Source organism: Cryobacterium sp. LW097, assembly GCF_002205495.2.
Taxonomy (GTDB): Bacteria; Actinomycetota; Actinomycetes; order Actinomycetales; family Microbacteriaceae; genus Cryobacterium; species Cryobacterium zongtaii.
In genome coordinates this window covers 1,752,889-1,778,064 of the sequence record NZ_CP021992.1, presented here as the reverse complement: position 1 = coordinate 1,778,064, position 25,176 = coordinate 1,752,889, and the positions used below count along the sequence as shown (strand labels likewise).

General features: G+C 67.8%; 22 protein-coding genes and 2 tRNA genes. 7 read left to right on the top strand and 17 right to left on the bottom strand.

Going from position 1 to position 25,176, the window contains the following annotated elements:
- Positions 1-54 precede the first annotated feature (54 nt).
- The 5 genes from B7495_RS08180 (at position 55) to B7495_RS08160 (ending at position 4,912) form a co-directional block, all read left to right on the top strand.
- A complete protein-coding gene (locus B7495_RS08180) occupies positions 55-1,197 on the top strand; it encodes a PucR family transcriptional regulator (protein ID WP_370028245.1) in 1,143 nt (380 codons plus the stop codon).
- Positions 1,198-1,287: 90 nt separating this feature from the next.
- Entirely contained in the window at positions 1,288-2,208 is a 921-nt protein-coding gene (locus tag B7495_RS08175) for an ACP S-malonyltransferase (RefSeq protein WP_088456138.1), read from the top strand.
- A 30-nt stretch (positions 2,209-2,238) separates the two neighbouring features.
- Positions 2,239-3,240 (top strand): beta-ketoacyl-ACP synthase III, encoded by a 1,002-nt coding sequence (locus B7495_RS08170; RefSeq protein ID WP_088456137.1) that lies wholly within the window; start codon positions 2,239-2,241, stop codon positions 3,238-3,240.
- 61 nt (positions 3,241-3,301) lie between these two features.
- Positions 3,302-3,550, top strand: coding sequence for an acyl carrier protein (locus B7495_RS08165; RefSeq protein WP_022883990.1), 249 nt, complete (start codon positions 3,302-3,304; stop codon positions 3,548-3,550).
- Positions 3,551-3,676: 126 nt separating this feature from the next.
- The gene (locus tag B7495_RS08160) at positions 3,677-4,912 is read left to right on the top strand and encodes a beta-ketoacyl synthase (protein ID WP_088456136.1); all 1,236 of its coding nucleotides are present in this window, start codon (positions 3,677-3,679) and stop codon (positions 4,910-4,912) included.
- Positions 4,913-4,945: 33 nt separating this feature from the next.
- Here the strand turns inward: B7495_RS08160 and B7495_RS08155 are convergent, their stop codons facing one another.
- On the bottom strand, positions 4,946-5,467 hold the full coding sequence (locus tag B7495_RS08155; RefSeq protein ID WP_088456135.1) for a DUF3145 domain-containing protein: 522 nt from the start codon (positions 5,465-5,467) through the stop codon (positions 4,946-4,948).
- Between the two features lie 212 nt (positions 5,468-5,679).
- Here B7495_RS08155 and B7495_RS08150 point away from each other — a divergent pair, with 212 nt between their 5' ends.
- Entirely contained in the window at positions 5,680-6,267 is a 588-nt protein-coding gene (locus tag B7495_RS08150) for a PadR family transcriptional regulator (RefSeq protein WP_166788912.1), read from the top strand.
- A 1-nt stretch (position 6,268) separates the two neighbouring features.
- On the opposite strand, the gene B7495_RS08145 is transcribed toward B7495_RS08150, so the two are convergent.
- The 4 genes from B7495_RS08145 to B7495_RS08130 all read right to left on the bottom strand — a co-directional run bounded on the left by B7495_RS08145 (position 6,269) and on the right by B7495_RS08130 (position 10,507).
- The gene (locus tag B7495_RS08145; protein ID WP_088456133.1) at positions 6,269-8,017 is read right to left on the bottom strand and encodes a bifunctional 3'-5' exonuclease/DNA polymerase; all 1,749 of its coding nucleotides are present in this window, start codon (positions 8,015-8,017) and stop codon (positions 6,269-6,271) included.
- A 16-nt stretch (positions 8,018-8,033) separates the two neighbouring features.
- Positions 8,034-8,107, bottom strand: a tRNA-Ile gene (locus B7495_RS08140).
- Positions 8,108-8,141: 34 nt separating this feature from the next.
- Positions 8,142-9,392 carry a glycosyltransferase gene (locus B7495_RS08135; RefSeq protein ID WP_088456132.1) on the bottom strand — a complete coding sequence of 417 codons (1,251 nt, stop codon included), beginning with the start codon at positions 9,390-9,392 and terminating at the stop codon, positions 8,142-8,144.
- A gap of 200 nt (positions 9,393-9,592) precedes the next feature.
- Positions 9,593-10,507 (bottom strand): DMT family transporter, encoded by a 915-nt coding sequence (locus B7495_RS08130; protein ID WP_088456131.1) that lies wholly within the window; start codon positions 10,505-10,507, stop codon positions 9,593-9,595.
- Positions 10,508-10,547: 40 nt separating this feature from the next.
- Between B7495_RS08130 and def the strand changes: the two genes are divergently transcribed.
- Positions 10,548-11,114 (top strand): peptide deformylase, encoded by a 567-nt coding sequence (gene def / locus B7495_RS08125; protein ID WP_088456130.1) that lies wholly within the window; start codon positions 10,548-10,550, stop codon positions 11,112-11,114.
- Between the two features lie 21 nt (positions 11,115-11,135).
- Here def and B7495_RS08120 read toward each other — a convergent pair whose 3' ends face one another.
- From B7495_RS08120 to B7495_RS08065, 12 genes are all read right to left on the bottom strand, one after another.
- Entirely contained in the window at positions 11,136-12,011 is an 876-nt protein-coding gene (locus tag B7495_RS08120; RefSeq protein ID WP_240632452.1) for a sensor histidine kinase, read from the bottom strand.
- Between the two features lie 88 nt (positions 12,012-12,099).
- A tRNA-Asn gene (locus tag B7495_RS08115) sits at positions 12,100-12,172 on the bottom strand.
- Positions 12,173-12,257: 85 nt separating this feature from the next.
- Positions 12,258-13,250, bottom strand: coding sequence for a D-isomer specific 2-hydroxyacid dehydrogenase family protein (locus tag B7495_RS08110; RefSeq protein WP_088456128.1), 993 nt, complete (start codon positions 13,248-13,250; stop codon positions 12,258-12,260).
- Positions 13,247-14,176: an ATP-binding cassette domain-containing protein gene (locus B7495_RS08105; protein WP_088456127.1), complete on the bottom strand. Its 930-nt coding sequence runs from the start codon at positions 14,174-14,176 to the stop codon at positions 13,247-13,249. Before B7495_RS08105 ends, B7495_RS08110 begins: the two co-directional genes overlap by 4 nt.
- Before the next feature lie 5 nt (positions 14,177-14,181).
- Entirely contained in the window at positions 14,182-15,891 is a 1,710-nt protein-coding gene (locus B7495_RS08100; protein ID WP_088456126.1) for an ABC transporter ATP-binding protein, read from the bottom strand.
- Positions 15,888-16,955 carry an ABC transporter permease gene (locus B7495_RS08095; RefSeq protein ID WP_088456125.1) on the bottom strand — a complete coding sequence of 356 codons (1,068 nt, stop codon included), beginning with the start codon at positions 16,953-16,955 and terminating at the stop codon, positions 15,888-15,890. The genes B7495_RS08100 and B7495_RS08095 overlap by 4 nt, the downstream gene beginning before the upstream one ends.
- Before the next feature lie 2 nt (positions 16,956-16,957).
- Positions 16,958-18,061 carry an ABC transporter permease gene (locus tag B7495_RS08090; RefSeq protein ID WP_088456124.1) on the bottom strand — a complete coding sequence of 368 codons (1,104 nt, stop codon included), beginning with the start codon at positions 18,059-18,061 and terminating at the stop codon, positions 16,958-16,960.
- Between the two features lie 91 nt (positions 18,062-18,152).
- Positions 18,153-19,781 carry an ABC transporter substrate-binding protein gene (locus B7495_RS08085; RefSeq protein ID WP_088456123.1) on the bottom strand — a complete coding sequence of 543 codons (1,629 nt, stop codon included), beginning with the start codon at positions 19,779-19,781 and terminating at the stop codon, positions 18,153-18,155.
- Between the two features lie 157 nt (positions 19,782-19,938).
- The gene (gene dnaG / locus B7495_RS08080) at positions 19,939-21,798 is read right to left on the bottom strand and encodes a DNA primase (protein ID WP_088456122.1); all 1,860 of its coding nucleotides are present in this window, start codon (positions 21,796-21,798) and stop codon (positions 19,939-19,941) included.
- Complete coding sequence (locus B7495_RS08075) at positions 21,786-23,084, bottom strand: deoxyguanosinetriphosphate triphosphohydrolase (RefSeq protein ID WP_240632451.1); 1,299 nt, start codon at positions 23,082-23,084, stop codon at positions 21,786-21,788. Before B7495_RS08075 ends, dnaG begins: the two co-directional genes overlap by 13 nt.
- Positions 23,077-24,240: a tRNA dihydrouridine synthase DusB gene (gene dusB, locus B7495_RS19340; RefSeq protein WP_088456120.1), complete on the bottom strand. Its 1,164-nt coding sequence runs from the start codon at positions 24,238-24,240 to the stop codon at positions 23,077-23,079. Before dusB ends, B7495_RS08075 begins: the two co-directional genes overlap by 8 nt.
- Before the next feature lie 209 nt (positions 24,241-24,449).
- Positions 24,450-25,130 (bottom strand): DsbA family protein, encoded by a 681-nt coding sequence (locus B7495_RS08065; RefSeq protein WP_088456119.1) that lies wholly within the window; start codon positions 25,128-25,130, stop codon positions 24,450-24,452.
- Positions 25,131-25,176: the final 46 nt, after the last annotated feature.

Here is a 25,176-nt window from a genome sequence, read left to right as displayed (position 1 = left end):
GCGCCGAAGACAAAGGAACAGACCCTCACCTGGTTGCGCACAATTTCGGGTGAGTTGTCTACGGCGACGCTGAAACGACTCGAGGACACGCTGCCCTGGTATGGCGACATGCCACCAGGGCGGCGGTCCGCCGTCGGCCTGGTGGCCCAGGCCGGCATCACCTCCTTCATCTCCTGGTACGACGACCCACGGTCCACACCGTGGATCGCGGCGGATGTCTTCGGCGCCGCTCCCCGGGAACTGCTCCGCTCGGTGAGCCTGCAGCAGACCCTGCAGCTGATCAGGGTGACCGTCGAGGTCGTCGAAGAGCGGGTCAAGGACGGCTCGGAGACCCTCCGCGAGGCGATCCTGCTGTACTCCCGCGAAATCGCCTTCGGTGCCGCGGATGTCTACGCCCGCGCCGCGGAGGCCCGGGGGCTCTGGGACGCCAGGCTCGAAGCCCTGGTCGTCGACTCCATCCTCAGCGGCGAGTACGACGACGAACTGCCCAGCAGGATCGCGGCCCTCGGCTGGCACGGCCACGGCGAGGTCTGTGTGCTCGTGGGCACCACACCGAAGATGCTCGACGTCGACCAGCTACGCCGGGCGGCGCGGCACATGACCGCCGACGTGCTGATCGGCGTGCAGGGCAACCGGCTGGTGCTGGTCATCGGCCGGGCCCACCCGGCCAACCCCGAGGCCGACGAAGCCGCCGGAGGACCGTCCTCACTCAGTTTCATGGAGATCGCCATGCAGCTCGAGCCCAGCTTCGGCCCCGGCCACCTCGTCCTCGGTCACGAGGTGCCCAACCTCGTCGATGCCTCCAAAAGCGCCAAGGCGGCCCTGGCCGGGTTCGCCGTCGCCCGCTCCTGGCGGAACGCTCCCAGGCCGGTGCAGGCCGACGACCTGCTTCCCGAGCGGTCCCTGGCCGGTGATCCGCTCGCGCGCGCCACGCTCATCCACCGGATCTATCGCCCGTTGCAGGCGCACTCCACCGAACTCCTCACCACGCTGTGGTGCTACCTGGACAACGGCCGCTCGCTCGAGGCGACGGCGCGTGAACTGTTCGTGCATCCCAACACCGTGCGTTACCGCCTCAAGCGGGTGTCCGACGTGATCGGCTATGACGCGACGGGGGCCAGAGAGGCGCTCATCCTGCAGTCGGCGCTGATCATCGGTTCGATCAGTGACCACGACGGCTCGACTCGGCGCCGCTGAACCCCCGTTTGCGGTATCTGACAAACGTTCCGCGGATAGTCGGTAGATTGCCCACACCCTCCGTCCGTTTCGAATTGGGAGACTAAGGAAATGATTGTTGTCGTCTGTCCCGGTCAGGGCTCGCAAACGCCCGGATTCCTCGAACCCTGGCTGCAGGATCCGGCCTATGCCGAACAGCTCCGCGCCATGTCGGAGCAGTCCTCGACCGACCTCGTGACGGCGGGAACTGTCGCTGATGCCGACACGATCCGCGACACCGCGATCGCCCAGCCGCTCATCGTGGCCGCCGGGCTCCTCGCCCTCACCGCCCTGTTCGCCGACGGCCGGCGCGACGCCATCGGCGGTATCGCCGGGCACTCCGTCGGGGAGATCACCGCCGCGGCCGGCGCCGGAGTCCTCAGCTCCTCGGACGCTCTCACCTTCGTCGGGGAGCGCGGGCGTGCCATGAAGGCCGCAGCCGCCGTCACGCCCACCGGCATGAGCGCCGTCCTCGGCGGGGACGAGGCCGAACTCCTGGCCCGACTCGCAGACCTCGGCCTGGAACCGGCCAATTTCAACGGCGGCGGCCAGATCGTGGTCGCCGGTGACCTCGACGCCCTCGCCGCCCTCGCCGCCGATCCGCCCGCCAAGAGCCGCGTCATCCCGCTCCAGGTCGCCGGCGCCTTCCACACCCGCCACATGCGTCCCGCCGTCGCGCACCTCGCCGACGTGGCGACAGGCTTGAACCCGCAGACCCCGACCCTGCCGCTGTGGACGAATCATGACGGCAGCACCGTGGCCGACGGGTCGCGTTTCGTCGACCTGCTCGTCGGTCAGGTGTCGTCGCCGGTACGGTGGGACCTGTGTATGCAGTCGTTTGCCGACGCTGGAGTGACCGGAATCATCGAGGTCGCACCGGCCGGCGCACTCGTCGGACTGGCCAAGCGCGCCCTGCGGGGCATCCCGAGCGTGGCCATCAAGACCCCCGACGACCTGCCCGCTGCGTACGACCTGATCGACCGCCAGGCCTGAATCAGCCAGAGTCGCCACCGGAAGAGACGAATGACCCAGCCACAACTCCTGCAGTCGCAGGGCGCCCAGTACACCCGCATCCTCGCCGTCGGCGCCGCCCGCGGCGACCTCATTGTTCCCAACGACGACATCGTCGGCCCGATCGACTCGTCCGACGAGTGGATTCAGCAGCGCACCGGAATCATCACCCGCACCAGGGCCAGCCAGGATGTGCTGGCCGTCGACCTCGCAACGACCGCCGCACTCGAGGCCATCGAACGCTCCGGCATCGCCCCTGAGCTCATCGACGCCATCATCATCGCCACCATCAGCAACGGCCGCCAGACGCCGTCGATGGCCGCCGTCGTCGCCGAGCGTATCGGTGCGGTTCCCGCCGCCGCCTTCGACCTCAACGCCGCCTGCGCCGGCTACGCCTACGGTGTCGCCCAGGCGGATGCCCTCATCCGGTCCGGCGCCGCCCACTATGCCCTGGTCATCGGTGCGGAGAAACTCTCCGACATGGTCGACCCCACCGACCGGAGCATCTCGTTCCTGCTCGGTGACGGTGCAGGCGCCGTTGTCATCGGCCCGAGCGACTACCCCGGCATCTCCGCCTCGGTGTGGGGCTCGGACGGGCGCGCTGACGCCGTGGGGATGAACGGCACCCTGCAGGAATACCGACGGGGCGAGAAGGAATGGCCGACCCTGCGCCAGGAGGGCCAGACCGTCTTCCGCTGGGCCGTCTGGGACATGGCGAAGATCGCCAAGCAGACCCTGGCCGCCGCCGGCATCACCGCCGACCAACTCGCCGCCTTCATCCCGCACCAGGCGAACATGCGCATCGTCGACGAGTTCGCCAAGCAGCTCAAGCTGCCGGAGTCCGTCGTCATCGCCCGCGACATCGCCACGACCGGGAACACCTCGGCCGCGTCGATCCCCCTAGCCACCCACCGCTTGCTCGAGGAACACCCCGAACTCAGCGGAGGTCTTGCCCTCCAGATCGGCTTCGGAGCCGGCCTGGTTTACGGCGCGCAGGTGGTTGTGCTGCCGTAGCTCCCCTCTGTCCAACTAAACTGAATCTCGGTCAAACGAGACACCCCCAAGGAGAAACAACATGGCATTGTCCACCGAAGAAGTTCTTGCCGGCCTGGCCGAGCTCATCAACGACGAGACGGGCATCGCAACCGACACGGTTGAGCTGGACAAGTCGTTCACCGACGACCTGGACATCGATTCCATCTCGATGATGACCATCGTCGTCAACGCTGAAGAAAAGTTCGACGTCAAGATCCCCGACGAAGAGGTCAAGAACCTCAAGACCGTCGGCGACGCCGTCGAGTTCATCGTCAAGGCCCAGGACTAGGTCCACGCCCGAACGGGCCGGTTGGCTCTGCCAGCCGGTCCGTTCTCCAGGGACGCTCCAACCGGGGTTTCCACCTCGTTTCGCACACGTTCTCACTCGAGCACGTTCTGACGGAGAGTCGTTGTTATGACCAAAAAAATCGTTGTCACCGGCCTCGGTGCCACCTCGCCCCTCGGCGGGAACGCCACCGACACCTGGAACGCCCTCCTCGCCGGCGAGTCCGGCGCATCCACTCTGGACTACGAGTGGGTTGAGCGCACCGCGCTCCCCATCACCTTCGCCGCCCAGGCCAGGGTGCGCCCCGTCGACGTTCTGGCCCGTCAGGAAACCAAACGCCTCGACCCGTCCAGCCAGTTCGCCCTGATCGCCGGCCGCGAGGCCTGGGCCGATGCCGGGATGCCTGAGGTCGACCCCGAACGTCTCGCCGTCGACTGGGCCACCGGCATCGGCGGAGTGTGGACCCTGCTCGACGCCTGGGACACCCTGCGCGAGCGTGGACCCCGTCGGGTCCTGCCGATGACCGTGCCCATGCTGATGCCCAACGGTCCCGGAGCAGCGATCGGCATGGACCTGCACGCCCGCGCCGGCATCACGACGGTCGTGTCGGCCTGTGCGTCCAGCACCGAATCTCTCGTCAACGCGTACAACCGTCTGCAGGCCGGACTGGCCGACGTCGTCATCGCCGGTGGCTCGGAGGCGGCCATCCACCCGCTGCCGATCGCATCCTTCGCGGCGATGCAGGCGCTCTCCAAGCGGAACGACTCCCCCGCCACCGCGTCCCGCCCGTATGACGTCAGCCGCGACGGCTTCGTGCTCGGCGAAGGCGCTGCGGCCCTCGTGATCGAAACCGAAGAGCACGCCCTCGCCCGTGGTGCGCACATCTACGCCGAACTGCTCGGCGGCTCCATCACGAGCGACGCCTACCACATCACCGCGCCGGATCCCGAGGGATCGGCCGCCGCGCGGGCCATGATCGCGACGATCCACAACGCCGGGGTCGACCTGTCCGACGTGATGCACATCAATGCCCACGCCACGAGCACCCCGGTGGGCGACATCGCTGAGTACAACGCGCTCCGCCGCGTGTTCGGGGACCTCCTCGACGGAATCCCGGTCTCGGCAACCAAGGCGTCCACCGGGCACCTGCTCGGCGGAGCCGGCGCGATCGAGGCGCTGTTCACGGTGAAGGCCCTGGCCGAACGGATCCTTCCGCCGACCATCAACCTGACCCAGCAGGACCCCGCCATCCCGCTCGACGTGGTCACCTCGCCGCGTGCCCTGGGCACCGGCGATCTCCTGGCCATCAGCAACTCGTTCGGTTTCGGCGGCCACAACGCCGTCGTCGCGTTCCGCTCGGTCTAGCCGTCGCGGGCGGGGCCCCGGCCTCGCCCGCACTCAGCCGACATTGTGCAGCCAGACCACGCTGGAGAAGTCGCTGGCGTGCCGGTACGGCTCCAGTTCGTCATCCCAGGCCTGGCCCAAGGCGCGCCGCAGCTCACGGTGCAGGTGCACGGAGTCGGTACCCGCCGCGTGGATGGCCGCACGCAGACGGTCCTCCGGCAGGACGACGTTCCCGGCCGTGTCGGTCTGGGCGAAGTGGATGCCCAGAGCCGGCGTGTGCAGCCAGCGGCCACCATCGCGGCCGGGCCCCGGGTCCTCGGTCACCTCGAAGCGCAGCTGATCCCAGCCGAGCAGGGCGGACGCTATGGCCGCGCCGCCGCCCGCAGCGCCCTCCCAGAAGAACTCCGCACGCTGGGCGCCCGGGAGGGCAGGCTGTTCGCTCCAGTCGAAGCTGACCGCCTCATCTAGCGCGCTGCCGGCGGCCCACTCCACGTGGGGGCACAGGGCGCGCGGCGACGAGTGCACATACAAAACTCCCCGTGCAGCCGGTGACTGACGAGTGCGGGGTGCCGTCATAGTGTTCTCCGTTCCCTGGATGGTGTTCGAGGTGCGTCTTCCCCAACGATCTCAAACGACTTTCAACCAGGACCCGCGGAACACATTTCGGCGGCTAGCTGAATTATGCCCCACCCGGCCGGGAAATCCCAACAGCCGGTCGTTCTCTAATGTATATTCGGTATGGCTTTAGAGGTCGACCGCGACCGTCGCAGCCGCAGGCTGGAGACATCGTGTCGGTACGCAATTCGCTTCTCGCCATCCTCACCATGGGCCCGGCATACGGCTTCCAGCTGCACGGCGAGTTGGCGACCCGCACCGCCGGCCGGCGCACGGTGAACGTCGGACAGATCTACAGCACCCTGGAGCGACTGGTCCGCCAGGGCTCCGTCGAGGCGGCGGGCAGCACCGAGGATGGTCTCCCGCTGTACAGGCTGACCGGGGGCGGCCACGCCGAGGCTCTGGCCTGGCTGCGGGAGACCGACAGCGACTCCGGAGCCGACTGGACCGACATGCTGGACAGGGTGCTGATCGCCTCGTCCCTGCCGCACGTCGATCTTGCGCCGCTGCTGGCCGGCTACCGATCCGCCTGGCAGCTGAGGCTGAACCGCGGCGGAGACGGGAGCGGGCGTCCCTGGGAGTCCGGTCAGGAACGGTTGGCCACCGAGGCCCAGCTCGTCCAGGCCCGGGCCGCGCTTGCCTGGCTCGATACCGTGGCCGCTGTCGCCGATCGTCCTCCAGCGGAGGAGGAACCTCGACTGCACCGCGAGCTGAGCCTGCAGCGACCCAAACGGGGCCGTCGGCCCGGCACATCGTCGTGACCTATTTTGCGTCCGCGTAACTGTCCACTACAACGCAGGTCAACGGGAAGTCCACCGGGAAATCGCCGAACAGCAGTCGGCCCGCCGTCGAGGCCGCCTCGGTGACGATTCGCGACACCTCGCCGGCCAGTGCCGCAGGGGTGTGCACGATGACCTCATCGTGCAGGAAGAAGACCAGATGAGGGATGTCCGCGAACGGGCTGGGGGGCGTCCGGGCCGGCACCTGACCGCGCGCGAACACGGTGGGCGGCTGTGGCGGGACCGGCAGGGCCCGAAGCCCTTTCCTGATCTCGGCCATCCAGCACAGCGCCCACTCCGCGGCGCTTCCCTGCACGATGAAATTGCGGGTGAACCGGCCCCAGTCCCTGGCCTGGCTCCTGGCCCGGCGTTCGTCGGCCGGTGTCGCCCCGGCCTCTGACCCGCGGGCCTGGTCGTCCTGCCAGCCGCCCCCTGGCCGCGGCGAGGACCGGCCCAGCCGGGTGCTGACCACGTCGCCGCGCTCCCCCGCCCTCGCCGCCGCCTCGGTCAGGGCGATCGCCCGCGGATATGCGCGCGCCAGTCGAGGCAGCAGGCGCCCGCTTTCCCCGGATGTGGCGCCGTACATGGCGCCGAGCATGGCGACCTTGGCGTGAGCGCGGGTGTCCACCACTCCGCTCGCCACGATTCCGGCATAGAGGTCAGTGCCCCGTCCGGCGGCGGCCATGGCGGTGTCGGTGGACAATGCGGCCAGGATGCGAGGCTCCAATTGGGCTGCGTCCGCCACCACGAAGCTCCAGCCGGGGTCGGCCACGACCGCGCCGCGAATCTGCTTGGGCAGCTGCAGGGCACCGCCGCCGCGGGTCGCCCATCGACCGGTCACCACCCCGCCCGGCAGGTACTCAGGGTGGAAGCGGTCGTTGATGATCCAACTCTCCATCCAGAACCATCCGTTGGCGGCGAGCAGCCTGGACAGCTTCTTGTAGCGCAGGAGGGGCTCGATGACGGGGTGTTCGAGCTTCTCCAACTCCCATGCCCGCGTGGTCGCCACGGCCAGCCCAGCCCGGTTGAGCGCCCGGAGCAGGTCTGGCGGGGAATCCGGGTTGACCTCCAGGTCGCCGAGTTCGGTGCGGATACGCCCCGCGAGTTCTTCCAACCGTGCCGGCCGGATGCCCGAGGCTGCCCGCGGGCCCAGTTCTGCGGTGAGCAGGCTGTCATGGATTGCGCTCCGCCACGGCAGTCCGGCGAACTGCATTTCGGCCGCGATGAGGGCGCCAACGGATTCTGCCGCCAGGAGCAGACGCAACCGGCCGGGGTCGGCCGAGGCGTGGACCGCCTGAAGCTGGGCCTGGAACTCCGCCAGGACGTCGTCGTCGGCCGGCTCCGGTCCTGCGTCGTCGGCCAGACCCAGATCCATCTCGAACAGGGTCGTCCCCGGGGATTCGACGGGGACGGCCGCAGCAGGCGCATCCCACCGGCTTGCCGGGGCGTTCGCCAGCGCGCTTCCGCCGGTCAGCGCCGAGTTGCGCAGGATGGCGTGACACAGCCGTAGATCGTGGCAGCGCTGGACAGTGACACTCCCCCGCAGCAGGACGGGATAGCTCCGCGCGGTGTCCTCCCAGACCCAGCGCACCGCGTCTTGATCGCGTTCCCGCACCACCGCACGGAACTCGTCGGTCGTGAGCGTTGTGTCGGCACCCTCGGGAACGCCGGCGGCGTCGAGCTCCCTGACCCGGAGCCGTTCCGAACTCGATCGGGTCACCAGGATGTACACAAACCGTGCTTTCTCGTAGGGTGGACGGGACTTGAACCCGTGACCGTGCGGTTATGAGCCGCGTGCTCTAACCAGCTGAGCTACCACCCCGTGCCTGACCATAGTATCGGCCAGGCGCCGCCCTTCAGTCGCGCCGAGGCGTGACGTCCAGGACCGGAGGGTGGGCCGCGGCCGGATCCGGCTGGACGCTGGAGTTCGTGTCCGCCGTGGATACGCCGCGGTAGAGGCGTTCGAATGTCGTCAGGGTGCGCTTGATGTCGTGTGCCTCGATCAGCTTCAGCGACTCGTTCTTGAGGGCGTCCAGTTCGTCGGGCGACGTCGTGAACACGCGGGTCAGCTTGTCCGCAAGGTCCTGGGCGCTGCCCGGCTCGAACAGGTAGCCGTTTTGCCCGTCGTGGACCAGGTGCGGCAGCGCCATTGCGTTCGCCGCCACGATCGGGAGACCCGACGCCATCGCTTCCATGGTCGCAATGCTCTGCAGTTCCGCAATGGACGGCATCGCGAACACCGTGGCACGCGTGTAGGCCTCGCGCAGCTCCTCGTCGGTGACATAACCCGTGAACGTGAACTGTGCGCTCAGTCCGAGCGATTCCACGAGGTGTTCCAGGTTGCGGCGCTGGTCGCCACCGCCGACGATTTCAACCTGGGCACACAGGTTCGGATCCAACAGGGCGACGGCCTGCACCAGGACGTCGATCTGCTTCTCACCGGTGACCCGGCCGACGAAGAGAATCCGGTTCTCGGTGCGCGGAGCGAAGCTGGGGGAATAGTTGTCGGCGTCGATTCCGCAGGAGATGGCCTGCACCCCCGCGAGCCCCGTGTACTTCTCCAGGAACTCCGCCGCCCGGCGGGTCGGCGTGGTGACGGCCTCTGCACGCTTGAAGGTATGTTCAGCGTCCTTCCAGAGTGCCTTGACGAGCTGGTCCTGGAAACCCTTGGGAACGAGGGAGAACTGCAGCATGTTCTCCGGCATGAAGTGGTTGGTGCCGATGATGCGGATCCCGCGTTTCTGTGCCTCGATCGACACACCGCGACCCACCACGATGTGGGACTGGAAGTGCACGACGTCGGGCTGGAACGAGTCGAGGATGGCACGGCTCTGTTTGCGCACGATCCACGGCAGCGCGAAGCGGAGCCAGTCGTGCGGGCGCCACCGCCAGCTGTGCAGACGGTGCACGGTCATCGATTCGCCCTCGTGCACCTCGGTCCAGGTGCCGTGCTTGCGCGTCGGAGCCGGAGCCATGATCTGCACCACGTGGCCGCGTCCGACCAGGCCGGCGGCGAGCCGTTCCGCGAAACGGGCCGCGCCGTTCACATCGGGCGCGAAGGTGTCTGCGGCGATGAGAACCCGGATGGGTCGGGTGGTGCCCGGCATGGCCGGGTCGGACGAGCTGCCCGGTAAATCAGATGAAGCGCTCAAGTGGGATAGTCCCTACGTAGGTGGGCCGGGGATCAGCGTCCGGCGCGAAGTCTGGGTCTCAACGATTCTCGCCGTCGAGGTGTGTTAGCACCCTATTCTAAACCGCTTGACCCATGGCAGCCCCCCAGACGCGGCGCGTTCACGAAAAGCACCGGTCAGCTCTGGGTTTGCGGGTGATACTTCGCGAGCCTGAAGACGCCCCACATCGCCACGGCGCCGGCGACCGCGAAAAGAACGGCGGCCCAGGTCGGCGCCTGAGAGGCTTCGCCGAGCACGATGACGCCGATGCCGACGGCGATCATCGGGTCGATCACGGTCAGACCCGCGATGACGAGGTCGGGCGGACCCGACGAGTATGCGTTCTGCACGAAGTAGGCGCCCGACGCAGCAGCGAGGAGCAGGCCGACGACGCAGACGACGGTGAGCCACTCGACGTTGCCGTTCTGGATGCGGTTGATGATCACCTTGGCGAGGGTGGCCACGAATCCGTACAGCACGCCGGCGCCGATGATGTAAAAAATCGCCTTGAACCGGCTGCGCAGCAGCACGAACGCGACGGCGAAGGCGGCCAGGACCACAGCGAGGACCACCAGGATGGTGATCAGGTTCGCATCCGTCACGGGCTTGTCGACCGCCGTGAACGCGGCGACGGTGACGAAGAGTCCGACCCCGCCGACACACATCGCGATCGCGATGACCGAGGCTCGGTTCAGCTTGACGTGGCTGACCCTGGCGTTCAGGATCGCCGTGATCACCAGAGCCACCGCCCCGAGGGGCTGCACGACGATGAGGGGCGCGAAGGCGAGGCTGGTGAGCTGGAAGGCGATGGCCAGACCGAGCATCACGGTGCCGAACACCCAGGAGGGCCGGGAGAGCAAGAGCACCAGCTGCCGGGTATTCAGTCCGCCGGTGATTTCCCTCGTGTGGGCTTCCACCTTGGTCACACCGCGGTGCTGGAATTGTGCGCCAAGGGAGAGGAAGACAGCGCCGATCAACGCGAGCGGGATGCCGATTGCCTGGCGCGGATCAATCGCGATCTCTCCAGCCAGGTCTGTCAGGTCGGGAGTCACTCAACGAGACTATCGAGATCCATGCCGATATCCTTGGTGAATGGCCGTTCGACCGATAGTAATTTCAGGTGACCCCGTCCTGCACTCCCCCGCCGCTCCCGTCGTCGAGTTCGACGACGAGTTGCGCACGCTGGTGCAGGACATGTTCGAGACGATGGATGCCGCTCCCGGTGTCGGTCTCGCCGGACCCCAGGTGGGGGTCGGGCTGCGGCTGTTCACGTTCAGCTACCTCGACGACGACGAGGTCGAGACCAGGGGTGTCGCGATCAATCCGGAGCTCTGGATCACGCCGGTCCCCGCCGGTGAGGCCGATGAGGACGAAGACGTCGAGGGGTGCCTGTCGTTTCCCGGCGAGCGGTTTCCGCTGCAGCGGGCCGGCTCGGCCGTGTTGCGCGCCGTGGACCTTGACCAGAAGCCCTTCGAGATCCGGGCCGACGGCTGGCTGGCACGGATTTTCCAGCACGAGTTCGACCACCTCGACGGCACCCTCTACGTGGACCGGCTCGAACACTCTTACGCCAAGATCGCCGCCAAGGTCAGCCGGAAGCGCGGCTGGGGTGTGCCCGGCGTGACCTGGCTGCCCGGTGTGGACGACCTCGAAAGCTGAGCTGCTGAGACGCCGAGCGGGTCAGCGGGTCAGGTTGACGCCGTGCACACCGTTGTGGAACCGCAGCGACGGGAAGACGGCTGAGACCGAGAAGCCGACCCCCGGCACGGTTCCGGCGTTGAAGATCCCGCCGAAGAGCTGTGCTCGTTCGCGCATCTGGGTGATCCCGGCGCCCGAGACGCTCTCGCTCAGGGCCTTGAGGTCGTCGTCGATCGTGTAGGCGGTCTTGGCGGCGAAATCCGAGGGCGAGGCGCTTTCCCGCTTGGCCGCCGCGCGGATGCCGTCGTCGTCGATGAGGAGCTGCAGGCCGTCCTGGGTCCAGGTGAACGACACTCTGGCCTCGGTGCCGGGCCCGCCGTGCTTGAGCGCGTTCGCGAGGGCGCTCTGCAGGATGCGGTAGATGGCGAGCTCCGCCCCGGGTTTGAGCGGGAACCTGTCACCAGACTCGGTGAAGGCGACGGCCAGGCCGGCGTCGCGCATCACGCCGAAGAGGCTGCGGGCCGATTGCAGGCCCGGTGCGCTGGTCGCGATGGCCTCGCCCTCCCTGGCGATGGTCAGGACCCGGCGCAGGTCGGCGAGAGCGACCCTGCCGTCCTCGACCAGGGCCGTCGCCGCGCGCACGGCCGTGGATGGGTCGCTCTCGGCCGTGTACCGGGCCCCCTCGGCCCGGGTGATGAGGCGTGCGAGAGACAGCACGGCGATGTCCTGCAGCTCGCGGATGATCGCGAGACGCCCGTGCTGCTCGGCGAGGGACAGCTCGAGGTCGATGCGCACGCGTTCGGCCGCCGATCTGGCGAAGCGGCTGCGGCGTTGCTGCGCCACGGCAAGCAACCAGAGAATGACCACGGCCAGGGTGAGCACGGCCAGTACAGCGCTGAGGGTCTGCCAGGGGAACACAACCGCCACCTTTCGCATCTTTTCGGGATCAGACTAGCGGCACGCACAAAAAAGGCCACCGGGGGTGGAGCCCCTAGTGGCCTTTTCGCTCCCCGACTTGGACTCGAACCAAGAACCTGCGCATTAACAGTGCGCTGCTCTGCCAATTGAGCTATCGAGGAATGCATGCTCAGCGAAAGTTTCCCTCGCTTGAACGGCGTAGTTACTTTACCAAAAGTTCGCCGTGCACCAAATCCGAGTGGACGCTCAGTACCCCGCAGCGGGGTCGACAACCCCGACAAACGGCCCGTTTCCCAGCAAAGCGGCCACATTGAGCCGAATTCTCTCGGCCAGAAGCGGCGCGGTCATCTCGGGCGTGTCGGCCATGTGCGGCGTGATGAGGCACCGGGGCTCACTCCAGAGCGGATGCCCGTCCGGCAGCGGTTCCGGGTCGGTGACGTCGATGGCCGCGCCCGCGAGCGTGCCGGCGGCCAGAGCGGCCACGAGCGCGTCGGTGTCGACCAGGGGGCCTCTGGCGATGTTCACCAGGTGGGCGGTCGACGCCATCAGGGCGAGTTCGGCCCCGCCGAGCAGGTGCCGGGTGTCGCCGGTCAACGCGGCAGCGACCACCACGAAGTCGGCCAGGGGCAGCTCCGTGTTCAGCTGCCCCACCGGCACGGTGCGGGCGGCTCCCGGCACGGGCTCCGAGCTGCGACGCGCCACCACGATGCGGGTGCCGAACGGTTCGAGCAGCCGGATCAGTTCACGGGCGATGCCGCCGGCCCCGATGATCAGCACCGACCGGCCATAGAGCGATGCTCCGGCGGGCACCGAATTCCAGGACCGCGCCCTGGCTCGCACGGGGAGCACCCTCAGCGACGCCAGGATCAAGGCCAACGCGTGTTCGGCCACCGGTTGGGCGTAGGCGCCCTTGGCGCTGGTCACGAGCAGGTCGTGCCGCTGATGCCGGGAGAGAATGTCGGCGAAAGCGTCGACACCGGCCCAGGGCAGCTGCACCCAGCCGATCTGGGGGTTTTCCGCCAGCACCTCCTCGAGTTCCGCGGCGCGGGCGTATGACAGCCAGATGAGTCCCCGGGTGTCCGGTGACAGCGGGGCGACGACTCCCCCGGCCGACGCGACGGCGCCGGCGAAGAGAGCGTTGTCCTCGGGCAGGATGGCTACCGGACCGGCCGTCGGCCGCCATCCGCCCGGGTCGCGCTCGGGTTCGTCGGAGAGGACCGCGCGGTGCTGCCCGGTCATGCCTCCGGGCTCCGGTCGGTGTCGGCCCCGACATCGTGCGCCGCGGAATCCAGCACGGTGGAATCCGAAGCTGTGGAATCCAGCACGGTGGAATCCAGAGCTGCGCCGTCCAGCGTCAGCGCCGCCGCGAGTTCGACGACGTAGGGATGCCACGGGTTGTCGAAGACCTCGTCGATGGTGCCCAGCCCGACCAGGACGCCCTGGTGCATGACCCCGATCCGGTCGGCGACCCGACGGAGCACGCTCAGGTCGTTGCTGATCAGCACGGCCGAAAAGGCACGTTCTCGTTGCAGCTCGCCGATCAGGTCGATGACATCGTCGCGCACCAGGGCATCCACGCCCGCGGTGGGTTCATCGGCGATGAGCAGCGTCGGCCCGAAGACCAGGGCCTTGGCCAGTGCAACACGCTGGCGTTGGCCGCTGCTGAGCTCATAGGGGTACTTGCCCAGCACCGAGAGCGGCAGGCGCACGGCGTCGATCATCGTCGCGACGAGGGTCTCCAACGCCGCTCTGTCGTAGCGCCGATCGCGTTCGAGGACGGGTTCGGCGACGATGTCCGCCACGGTGAGGCTGGCGGGGAGGGTGCTCGCGGCGTTCTGGGCGAGCATCCCCACGCCGAGGGTGAGCCTGGCGAGTTTGCGTCGGCCGATGCGCCGCAGCGGGTAGCCGAGCACCGTCGCCTGCCCACCGGTGATCTGCGCGCGCACGTCACCGTGGCCGGTCCCGGAGTCCGCCCCGGAGAGCACCCGGGCGATCGTGCTCTTGCCCGACCCGCTCTCGCCCAGCAGTCCGAGGACTTCCCCCCGGCCGAGGGTCAGGGTCAGTCCGCGCAGCGCCACGAACGCGGGGCTGGCGCCGTGGCCCGGGTATTCGATGGTCAGGTCACTGGCAACGATCGGATACGGATCTGCTTCGACGCGTCTCATGACTTCTATCCTGCCGCACGCAGCCTCCGGAGTTCGTCCCGCCGCTTCGCCTGGGCCGCCGGATCGGGCACCGGCAGCGACGCGAGAAGCCGCTGGGTGTACGGGTCCCGGGGCGATCCGAGCACCTGGGCGCCGGTGCCCTCCTCGACCAGGCGACCGTGGTAGAGCACGGCGATCCGGTCGGCGAGGATGTCCACAACGGCGAGGTCGTGGCTGATGAAAAGGGCCGCGAAGCCGAATTCGCGCTGCAGCTCCGCGAAGAGTTCCAGCACCCTGGCCTGCACAGACACGTCCAGCGCTGAGGTCGGTTCGTCCGCGATCAGCAGGGCAGGTTCGAGCGCCAGGGCCCTGGCCAGGCTGGCCCGCTGGCGCTGACCCCCGCTGAGCTCGTGCGGGAAGCGGTCACCGAAGGCACGCGGCAGCTGGACGGCCTCGAGCAGTTCGTCGACCCGTGCTCGCGCGGCCCGGGGGTTGGCGGCCCTGCCGTGTACCACGAGGGGTTCGGCGACGCAGTCCGCAATGGTGAGCAGCGGGTTGAAGCTGGAGGCCGGGTCCTGGAACACGAAGCCGATATCGCTGCGAAGGTGCTTGAACCGGCGCTCCTTGAATCCGTTCATCTCGTGTCCGAGAACGGTGAGGGACCCGTCGGTGACCCTGGTGAGGCCGGCGATGGCCCGGCCGATGGTGGTCTTACCCGACCCGCTCTCCCCCACCAGGCCGAGCACCTCGCCCGGGCGGATCGAGAAGCTCACTCCGTCCACGGCCACAAAGCCCGGCCGGCCGAGCCTGCCGGGGTATTGGATGCGCAGGTTGTCCGCGACGACGACGGGGGTTTGTGCGGCCCATTCCGGGGAACGGGCCTCGGCCCGCTCCGCCGCCCGCACGACCCCCTGGCCCACATACGGCACCGCTGCGAGGAGCTTCTGCGTGTACGGATCCTGGGGTGAGCTGAAGAGGGTCTGAGCGTCGGCTTCCTCGACGACCTTGCCCTGGTACATCACCGCGACCCTGTCGGCGAGGTCGGCCACGACACCCATGTTGTGGGTGATCAGCACGATCGCGGTCCCGAACTCGTCGCGGCAGCGTCGGAGCAGGTCGAGGATCTCGGCCTGCACGGTCACGTCGAGCGCGGTCGTGGGTTCGTCGGCGACGATCAGGCCCGGTTCGAGGACCAGGGCCATGGCGATCACCACCCGCTGCTTCTGACCGCCGGAGAACTGATGCGGGTAGTAGTTGACCCGCACCTCGGGGTCGGGGATGCCGACCCTGCCGAGGATCTCGATGGCCTTCTTCCTGGCGTCGGCGCGGCTGACGGTGCCGTGCGCCCTGATGCCCTCCATGATCTGCCAGCCGACGGTGTATACCGGGTTCAGCGCGGTGGACGGCTCCTGGAACACCATGGAGACGTCGGTGCCACGCACCTGGCGCAGGCGCTGGCGGCTGAGCGCGATGACGTCGTTCTCACTCGCCCCATCCCTGCTGGTGAGGATCACGGCGCCCTCGGAGACCGCGGTCTCCGGCAGCAGCCCGAGGATGGTCTTGGCGGTGACGGTCTTGCCGCTGCCGCTCTCGCCGACGATGGCGAGGACCTCGCCGCGACGCACGCTGAGGGTGACCCCGTCGACGGCGCGAACGGCACCGGCATCGGTGGAGAAGGACACGCCGAGGTCGGCGATCCTGAGGACGGTCTGCTGTTCGGTGCGGTTATCGCTCATGAGGTGGCCTCGCCGTCGTTGGTGTGGAGGGGGCCGCTTTCGAGCCCGCCGAGCCCGCCGGGGCCGGCGGTCAGGGTGCCGCCGGGGACCACGGAGGTCTCGGCGACCAGGCCGGCGTTGGCGCCGACCGCGCGGCGGCCGCGCAGTCGTGGGTCGGCCAGGTCGTTGAGACTCTCGCCGACCAGGGTGATGCCCATCACCACCAACACGATCGCGAGGCCGGGAAACAACGAGGTCCACCAGATGCCGCTGGACACGTCGGAGATCGCCTTGTTGAGGTCGTAGCCCCATTCGGATGCGGCGGTCGGTTCGATGCCGAAACCGAGGAAGCCGAGTCCGGCGAGGGTGAGGATCGCCTCGGAGGAGTTGAGAGTGAAGATCAGTGGCAGCGTTCGCGTGGCGTTGCGCAACACGTGCCGCACCATGATCCGGATGTTGCCGGAGCCCAGCACCCGGGCGGATTCGACGTAGGCCTCGGATTTGATCCGCACTGTCTCGGCCCGGATCACCCTGAAGTACTGCGGGATGAACACCACGGTGATCGAGATGGCTGCCGCCATGACCCCGCCGACGAGGTCGGATTTGCCGCCGGAGATGACGATGGACATCACGATGGCCAGCAGCAGCGATGGGAAGGCGTACACGGCGTCACAGACGACGACGAGCACGCGGTCGAGCCAGCCGCCGAAGTACCCGGACACCAGGCCCAGGAACACGCCGGCGAAGATCGACAGCAGGACGGCGACCACAATCACGAACAGGGCCGTCTGGGCACCCCAGAGCACCCTGGACAACACGTCGTAACCGCCGACGGTGGTGCCGAACAGGTGTGCGCCACCTGGCGGCTGCTGGGCGCCGAAGACCCCGTCCGGACCGCGCAGCTGGCTGTAGCCGTACGGCGCGACGAGTGGCGCCAGGATGGCGGTGAGCACGAACAGTGCCGTGATGACCAGGCCGGCCACGAGCATCCCGCGTTGCAGGCCGACGCTCTGGTGGAGCTGGTGGATGATGGGCAGGCGGGCCAGGCGGCTGGGCCGGCGCGGCGGGGAATCGATCCGGGTCATGATCAGTACCGCACTCTCGGGTCGATCAGCGCGGCGATGATGTCCACGATGAAGTTGGACAGGGCGACGATGACGGCGAGCAGGGCGACGATGCCCTGGACGGCGACGAAGTCTCTGGCCTGGAGGAATTCGGAAAGCATGAAACCCAGCCCCTTCCACTCGAAGGTGGTCTCGGTCAGCACGGCGCCGCCGAGGAGCAGGGCGATCTGGAGGCCGATCACCGTGATGATCGGAATCAGTGCTGGCCGGTACGCGTGCTTCCGCACGAGCCTGAATTCGCTGACCCCGCGGGACCGGGCGGCGTCCACGTAATCGGTGCCCAGGGTGCCGATCACGTTGGTGCGGACCAGGCGCAGGAAGACCCCGGCGGTCAGCAGACCGAGGGCCAGGGCGGGCAGCACCGCGTGGGTCAGGACGTCGACCAGGATCGCCGGGTTGCCGGTCTGGATGGCGTCGATGGTGTACAGACCGGTTTTGCCCGGCAGCAGCTGCATCTGCAGCTCCGAGCTCGTCGAGGCCCGGCCGGCGACAGGCAGGACCTTCAGCCAGACGGCGAAAATGAGCTTGAAGAGCAGGCCGGAGAAGAACACCGGGGTGGCGTAGCAGAGGATTGCGAAGATTCGCAAGGACGCATCCGGCGACTTGTCCCGCCAGTACGCGGCGACCATGCCCAGCGGGATCCCGACGATGAAGGCCACCAGCAGGGCGTAGAACGCCAGCTCGGCTGTGGCGGCGCCGTAGGTGAGGAGCACCTCCGAGACCGGCCGGTTGGTGCTGATCGTGGTGCCGAAGTTGCCCGTGAAAATCTGGCCGAGGTATTCGACGTACTGCACCAGGATGGGCCTGTCGTAGCCGGCCGCGGCGACCCGCTCGGCGAGCTGGTCGGCGCTCAGCCGGCCACCGAGAGCCGCGGTGATCGGGTCACCCGTGGTGCGCATCAGCCAGAACACCATGGACACCAGGATGAAGATGGTCGGGAAGATCAGCAGGAAGCGGATCACGATGTAGCGGATGATTCCGCCGCCGGAACCCTTTTTCTTCGGTGCCGTCGTGGTGGGCTGTCGCCCGGCCGCCGGGGCCGCTGGCGTTGTCGCTACAGTCGTCATTCCTACCTCACTTATGCAAACGAAAGACGGGGGCGTTCGGCGCGTAGTCGCCTGAACGCCCCCGTCGTCTAGCTAGGTGAAACCTGCGAGCCTAGCCCTTGGCCAGGGCTGCGTAACGGAACTTGAACGACGCGTCGAGCGTGTCGCTGGCTCCCGTGACCGTCGTCCCGGTCACGGCGACCTGCGCACCCTGGAGCAGCGGCACCGTCGACAGCTGGGCCGCGACCTTGTCTTGGATCTGTTCGAGGAGCGCGGTGCGCGCGGCGGGGTCGACCGTCACGGCCTGCTGCAAGATCAGGTCGTTGACCTCCTGGTCGACGTAGTGGTTCTTCAGGAAGTTCTCCGTGAGGAAGAACGGCGTCAGGTAGTTGTCAGCGTCGGAGTAGTCCGGGAACCAACCGAGCTGGTACGCGGGGTACACGTCGCTGGAACGGTCCTTGGAGTACTGCACCCACTCGGTGGTCTGCAGGTTCACCGTGAACAGGCCGCTGGACTCCAGCTGGTCCTTGATCAGCGCGTATTCGTCACCGGACGAGGGGCCGTAGTGGTCGTTGCTGTACTGCAGGTTGAGCTCGACGGGCTCGGTGACGCCGGCGGCCGTGAGGGTCGCCTTGGCCTTGTCGGCATCCGGAGCGCCGTTGCCGTCGCCGTAGAGGCCCTTGAGGGACTCGGTCGCACCGGTCAGGCCGGCCGGGACGTAGGAGTACAACGGGGTGTAGGTGCCCTTGTACACCTGGTCGGCGATCTCTTCACGGTCGACGAGGTCGGCAACCGCCTGGCGAACGGCGAGGGACTTGGCCGCGTCGGCGTCGGCTGTGGTGGCGCCGAACGGCTGGGTGTCGAAGTTGAAGGTGATGTAGCGGATCTCGCCGCCGGGTCCGTCGACGACCTCGACGTTGTCGTTGCCGCGAAGGTCTTCGATGTCTGTCGCGGACAGGCTGCGGAACGCCACATCGATGCCGCCCTCCTGGACCTCGAGCTTGAGGTTGGACGAGTCGGCGAAGTACTTGACGTTCACGACGTCGGTCTTCGCCGCACCCAGGAGACCCTCATAGTCGGGGTTGGCCTTGTAGCCGATGAGGTTGTTGAAGTCGTAGCTGGTGATGACGTACTGTCCGGCGAACGCATTGGCCTTGACGATGTCGTCGTCGCTGGTGAGCTCGGTGGCCGAGAATGACTCTTCGTCCACGATCGGGCCGGCCGGGCTGGACAGGATCTGGGGGAAGATCTGGTCGTCGGGGGCGAGCAGGTTGAACACGACGGTGGTGTCGTCCGGGGTGTCGACGCTTTCCAGGTTGTACAGCAGCGAGGAGGGGCCGTTGTCGGCGGCGATCGCCAACTGACGGTCGAAGGTGAACTTGACGTCAGACGAGGTCAGCTTGTTGCCGTTGGCCCAGACCAGGTCGGGCTTGAGGGTGACCGTGTACTGCGTCGGCGCGGTGAACTCGGCGGAGACCGCGATGTCGGGTTCGACGTCGGGGCTGCCGTACGGCGTGTTCATGAGGAACGGGAAGACCTGGTTCTGCACGGCGAACGAGCCGTTGTCGTACGAGCCGGCCGGGTCAAGGGTGGTGACCTTGTCGGTGGTGCCGATGGTCAGCGGAGCGGCGCCCGCCTCCTCGGCGGTGGAGCCTGCACAGCCGGCGAGCACGAGTGCTGCGGCGGCGAGACCGGCGGTGACGCCGACGGCGCGGCCGCGCCTGGTGGGTTCAAAAGCCATAGTCGAATGCCTCTTCCTCAAGGTGTGGGTGTCTTGGTGAAACCGAATATCTGCGCTCAGACGCAGATATGCGTTGCTGTAAACCAAGAATTAGCACACTCTGCGCGTCAGACGGCCATTCTGCAATGCATCTTAATAGACCCGCAATATAAGCCGGCTACTCGACCCGGAGGTTGCGCCGTTCGGCTTCGACCCGCACGAGCTCGCGCTGAATCGCGACGTAGACCTCACGGTTGGTCGCATCGGCCCGTTGCAGGCGGCCGAGCAGTTCGGCTTTCTGCCGCAGCAGGTCCTTCTCGATCAGCACGATGGTGATGTCTCGCACATAGCGGGTGACCTCGCGCTCGGTGCGCTCAGGCAGCGGGGCCATCGCCAGTTCGGTGACCAGGTTCGCCAGCGGAGCCGGGGTCTCTGCGACGACCCGTTCCAGCCAGTCCGGAGCCGCGGCGTGCGGCAGGGCGGCGGCCACGGCGTCCCGGACGACGGCGAGGGTGCTGTTGGTCATGCCGGTCGACACCGCCCGCTGCACGAGGTCGAGCCCGACGAGAGTCGGATGCTGCAGCATCGCCATCAGCGCGTCGCGCTCGATCCGGGTGACCGGGTCCTGGGGCAGGTCGGCGAGGGCGAAGAGGCGCTCGCGCGGGGCCGGTGCCGGTTCTCCCGCCCGGCGAGGTGCCTCGAGGGGCGCGGTGCGGGACCGCGCCTGGGCCGAGCTGACGGCGCGGGACACCTCACCGAGGTCCATTCCCAGCATGCGGGAGAGTTCGTGGGTGTAGCCCGGTCGCAATGACGGGTCCCGGATGTCGCTGACCACCGGGGCGGCCGCGCGCAGGGCGGAGACCCGGCCTTCGACGGTGTCGAGGTTGTACTGGGCCAGAAGCTGGCGGATCATGAACTCGAACATCGGCTTTTTGGAGTCGACCAGTCGACGCACGGCGTCGTCTCCGCGGTGCAGCCGCAGGTCGCACGGGTCGAGCCCTTCCGGGGCGACGGCCACGAAGGTCTGGGCGCTGAACCGTTGCTCCTCGGCGAAGGCCCGCACGGCGGCTTTCTGCCCCGCGGCATCGGGGTCGAAAGTGAAGACGACCTCCCCGACACCGCTGTCGTCGCCGAGTACCCGGCGCAGCACCTTGATGTGGTCCACACCGAACGAGGTTCCGCAGGTGGCCACGGCCGTGGTCACGCCGGCCAGGTGGCAGGCCATGACGTCGGTGTAGCCCTCGACGACCACCACCTGGTGGTTGCGGGAGATGTCACGCTTGGCCAGGTCCAGGCCGTACAGCACCTGGGCCTTGTGGTAAATCGGGGTTTCGGGTGTGTTGAGGTATTTGGGGCCTTTGTCGTCCTCGAGCAGCTTGCGGGCGCCGAAGCCGATGGTCTGCCCGGTGATGTCACGGATCGGCCAGACCAGGCGGCCGCGGAACCTGTCGTAGATCCCCCGGTCCCCGGCTGACACCAGGCCGGAGAGGGTGAGTTCCTCGGTGCTGAAACCACGGCCGCGCAGGTGTTTGGTCAGCTCGTCCCAGCTTTTCGGCGCGAAGCCGACGCCGAACCGTTCGGCGGCCTGAGCATCAAAGCCACGGTCGCCGAGGAAGGTGCGGCCCACCTGGGCCCCCGGGCTGCCGAGCTTGTCGATGAAGAACTCGGCGGCGGCCTGGTTGGCCGCGTACAGCCGCGCCCGGTTGGTGTGGTCAGGGGCCTCGGCGCCGCCACCCTCGTAGTGCAGTTCGATGCCGGCCCGGCCGGCCAACCGTTCCACAGCCTCGCTGAAACTGACATGGTCCATCTTCTGCAGGAAGGAGTAGACGTCGCCGCTCTCTCCACAGCCGAAGCAGTGGTAGAACCCGACCTGCGGACGCACGTGGAAACTGGGGCTGCGCTCGTCGTGGAACGGGCACAGGCCCTTCATCGAACCGACCCCGGCAGATTTGAGGCTGACATAGTCGCTGATGATGTCGGCGATGTTGGTGCGGGACTTGACCTCTTCGACGTCGCCCTGCCGGATCAGTCCTGCCATGCGGCACCGGTCCGAAGCGTGATCCCGGCGGGTTCACGGGTCAGGTGCAACCGGCGCTGCAGGGCGATCGCGCTCTGATCGGTCAGGCTGGCCACCTGGTCGACGATCACGCGTTTGCGGGCCGTGTCGTCCGCGGCAGCCACCCAGTCCTCCCGGAAGCCGGGGTCCAGGTGCTCGTCGCCCGTCGCCAACAGCGTGTCCGCCAGGTAGGTGAGTGTTTCGCGTTGCTCGATGTAGATCGGCTGGCGCACGTGGGTGGACATGACGAACGCGGCGACGATGCCCTTGAGCACGCCGATCTCGGCCTGGACCTCCCGCGGGACCACGACGTGGGCGGCGAACCTGATGAGGTGTCGGTCGGGGTAGGCGGCTCTGGTGGCCGAGACGGCCGCGCCGCTGAACCGGCCGATGAGCTGGCTGGTCAGGTTCTTCAGACGGCCCTGGTCCCGGCGGCCTGCGTTCCAACCGTGCAGCCATACGTCGAGGGCGTCGAGCCTGTCGAAGGCGGCGATGAGTTCGTCGTGGCTGAACTGCCCGCCGGTCCACTCGTACATCGAGGTGACCAGGGCGGCGTGATCGCTGCGGCTGCTGAGCAGTTCCACGTCGAGGTAGCCGCTGACCACGGCGTCCTCGAAGTCGTGCACCGAGTAAGCGATGTCGTCGGAGAGGTCCATCACCTCCGCCTCGACGCAGAGCTGGCGTTCCGGTGCGCCGTCGCGCAGCCATTCGAAGGCCGCTCGGTCGTCCTCGTAGAAACCGAATTTGGCGCGTCCGCTCGGGTCGGCGACCGAGGAGTCGGCTGCCCACGGGTACTTGCAACTGGCGTCGAGGCTGGCGCGGGTGAGGTTGAGTCCGAAGCTCGCGCCGTTGTCTCCGAAAACCTTGGGTTCGAGCCGGCTGAGCAGGCGCAGGGTTTGCGCGTTGCCCTCGAAGCCGCCGATGTCGGCGGCCCAGGTGTTGAGGGCCTTCTCGCCGTTGTGACCGAACGGCGGATGCCCGATGTCGTGCGCCAGGCACGCCGTATCGACGATGTCGGGGTCCAGGGCCAGGCGCAGGGCGAGCTCCCGGCCGATCTGCGCGACCTCGAGCGAGTGGGTGAGGCGGTTGCGGGCGAAGTCCAGACCGGCGGCAGGGCTGAGCACCTGGGTCTTCGCGGCCAGGCGGCGCAGGGCGCTGGAATGCAGCAGCCTGGCCCTGTCGCGGGCGAAGTCGCTGCGGCTGGAATCATGCTCTTCAGGTCGGAACCTGGCCTCGTCGTGAACGCTGTATCCGGTCTGATTAACCACCGCTGGTGTCCCCCTCGCCCTCCGTGAGATTGCTGCGCTCTGCGCCGACGATGTCGCGAGACTCGAGCCAGCGTTCGGGCAGGGAGGTCTTCTTGGGGCTGCCGGCCCGGCCGCGCTGGCCCTCGGCCCCGATGCCGGGATACGGCTGGTCGGGGTCCATGGTCGCCAGGAGCTCGTCCAGCTGCTCGAGCGACACGACGGAGGCCAGGCTGGCGCGCAGGTCACCGCCGACGGGGTAGCCCTTGAAGTACCAGGCCACGTGCTTGCGCACATCGCGGCAGGCCCGTTCTTCGCTGTCGAAGAACTCGGTGAGCAGTTCGGCGTGCCGGCGGAACGCATCCGCGACCTGGCCGAGGGAGGGTTCGGCCTTGAGCACTTCACCGCGGAAGGCCGCCGCGAGGTCGCCGAACAACCACGGACGTCCCAGGCAGCCACGGCCGACGACGACGCCGTCGCACCCGGTCTCCTCGATCATGCGTAGAGCGTCGGCGGCGGACCAGATGTCACCGTTGCCGAGCACGGGCACGCTGGTGATGGTGTCCTTGAGGGTCTTGATGGCGGCCCAGTCGGCGTGGCCGGAGTAGTAATCCGCGGCGGTGCGGGCGTGCAGCGCGATCGCGGCGACGCCGGCGCCCTCGGCGACGCGACCGGCCTCGAGGTAGGTGAGGTGGTCGGAGTCGATGCCCTTGCGCATTTTCACGGTCAGCGGGATCGTCCCCGCGGCCGTCACGGCGGCCTCGACGATCTCCCGGAACAGGGTGATCTTCCACGGCAGCGCCGCTCCCCCGCCCTTGCGGGTGACCTTGGGCACCGGGCAGCCGAAATTCAGGTCGATGTGGTCGGCGCGGTCCTCGGCGACGAGCATGGTGACGGCCTCCGAGACCGTCTTCGGGTCGACACCGTAGAGCTGGATGGAGCGGGTCTTCTCGCTCTCGTGGTGCGTGATCAGCCGCATGGATTCCGGGGTGCGTTCAACGAGCGCCCGTGAGGTGATCATCTCGCTCACGTAGAGTCCGGCGCCGTATTCGCGGCAGAGCCGGCGGAACGCCGTGTTGGTGATGCCGGCCATGGGTGCCAGCACCACGGGCACATCGAGTTCGATGTCGCCGATTCGTAGCGGGGACACCGGGCTGATCGTGGAAGTGGGAGTGTTCATCTCATCCAATTCTCCCAGACCTGGCCGGGCATGGACGCCACGTTCGTTCGACGGTGGAAAACCGTCGGACGGCCGGGCTGAAACGTCGGACGGCTAAATGCCGCAGGACCCGCCGCCGCAGCATCCGCCGGCGTCGGGCTGGTCGAGCAGCTGGATGATCGGACGCAGCACCGGGGTGGTCGCAGTGTCGGTCGCGGTGGTGGTCTCGCTCATGCGTGGGTCTCCTCGGTTGCGCGGGTGTCGGTGTCGGTCCGCTCGCTGCGGACCTGGCGGAGGGCTTGCGCAAAGGTATCAGGGTCCTGTGCGCCGGAGATGCCGTATTTGCCGTCGATCACGAAGAAGGGCACCCCTTGGATGCCGTACTCGGTGGCCTGGGCGACATCGGCCTTGACCGCGGCCAGGTACTCGTTCTCGGTGAGGGAGCGCACCACGTCGGCGCGGTCCAGGCCGACCGTGGCGGCGAGGTCGGCGAGATCCTCGATGCGGCCGACGTGGCCACCGTCGACGAAGTACGCCTTGAGCAGGCTCTCCTTCATCTCCAGCTGCACACCGTGCGCCTTGGCGTAGTGCAGCAGCTCGTGCGCCTTGATGGTGTTGGTCTGGTGCACCGAGTCGTAGTCGTAGTGCAGGCCGACACTCTCGGCGATGCCGGTGACCCGCTCCAGCATCTCGAGCACCTGCGGCACCGGGATGCCCTTGCGCTCGCTGAGGTAATCGATCGGGCTGCCCGCGAAATCGACGGGGGTGTCCGGGGCGAGTTCGAAGGAGTGGTACTCCACCTCGACGTCGTCGCCGAATGCGGCCACGCCGGCCTCGAACTTGCGTTTGCCGATATAGCACCAGGGGCACTGCACGTCGGACCAGATGTCTACTTTGATGGTTTCGCTCACGTGGAGGCTAACTCGAGCAGACCCTCCAGTTATTCCCGCGTACCCG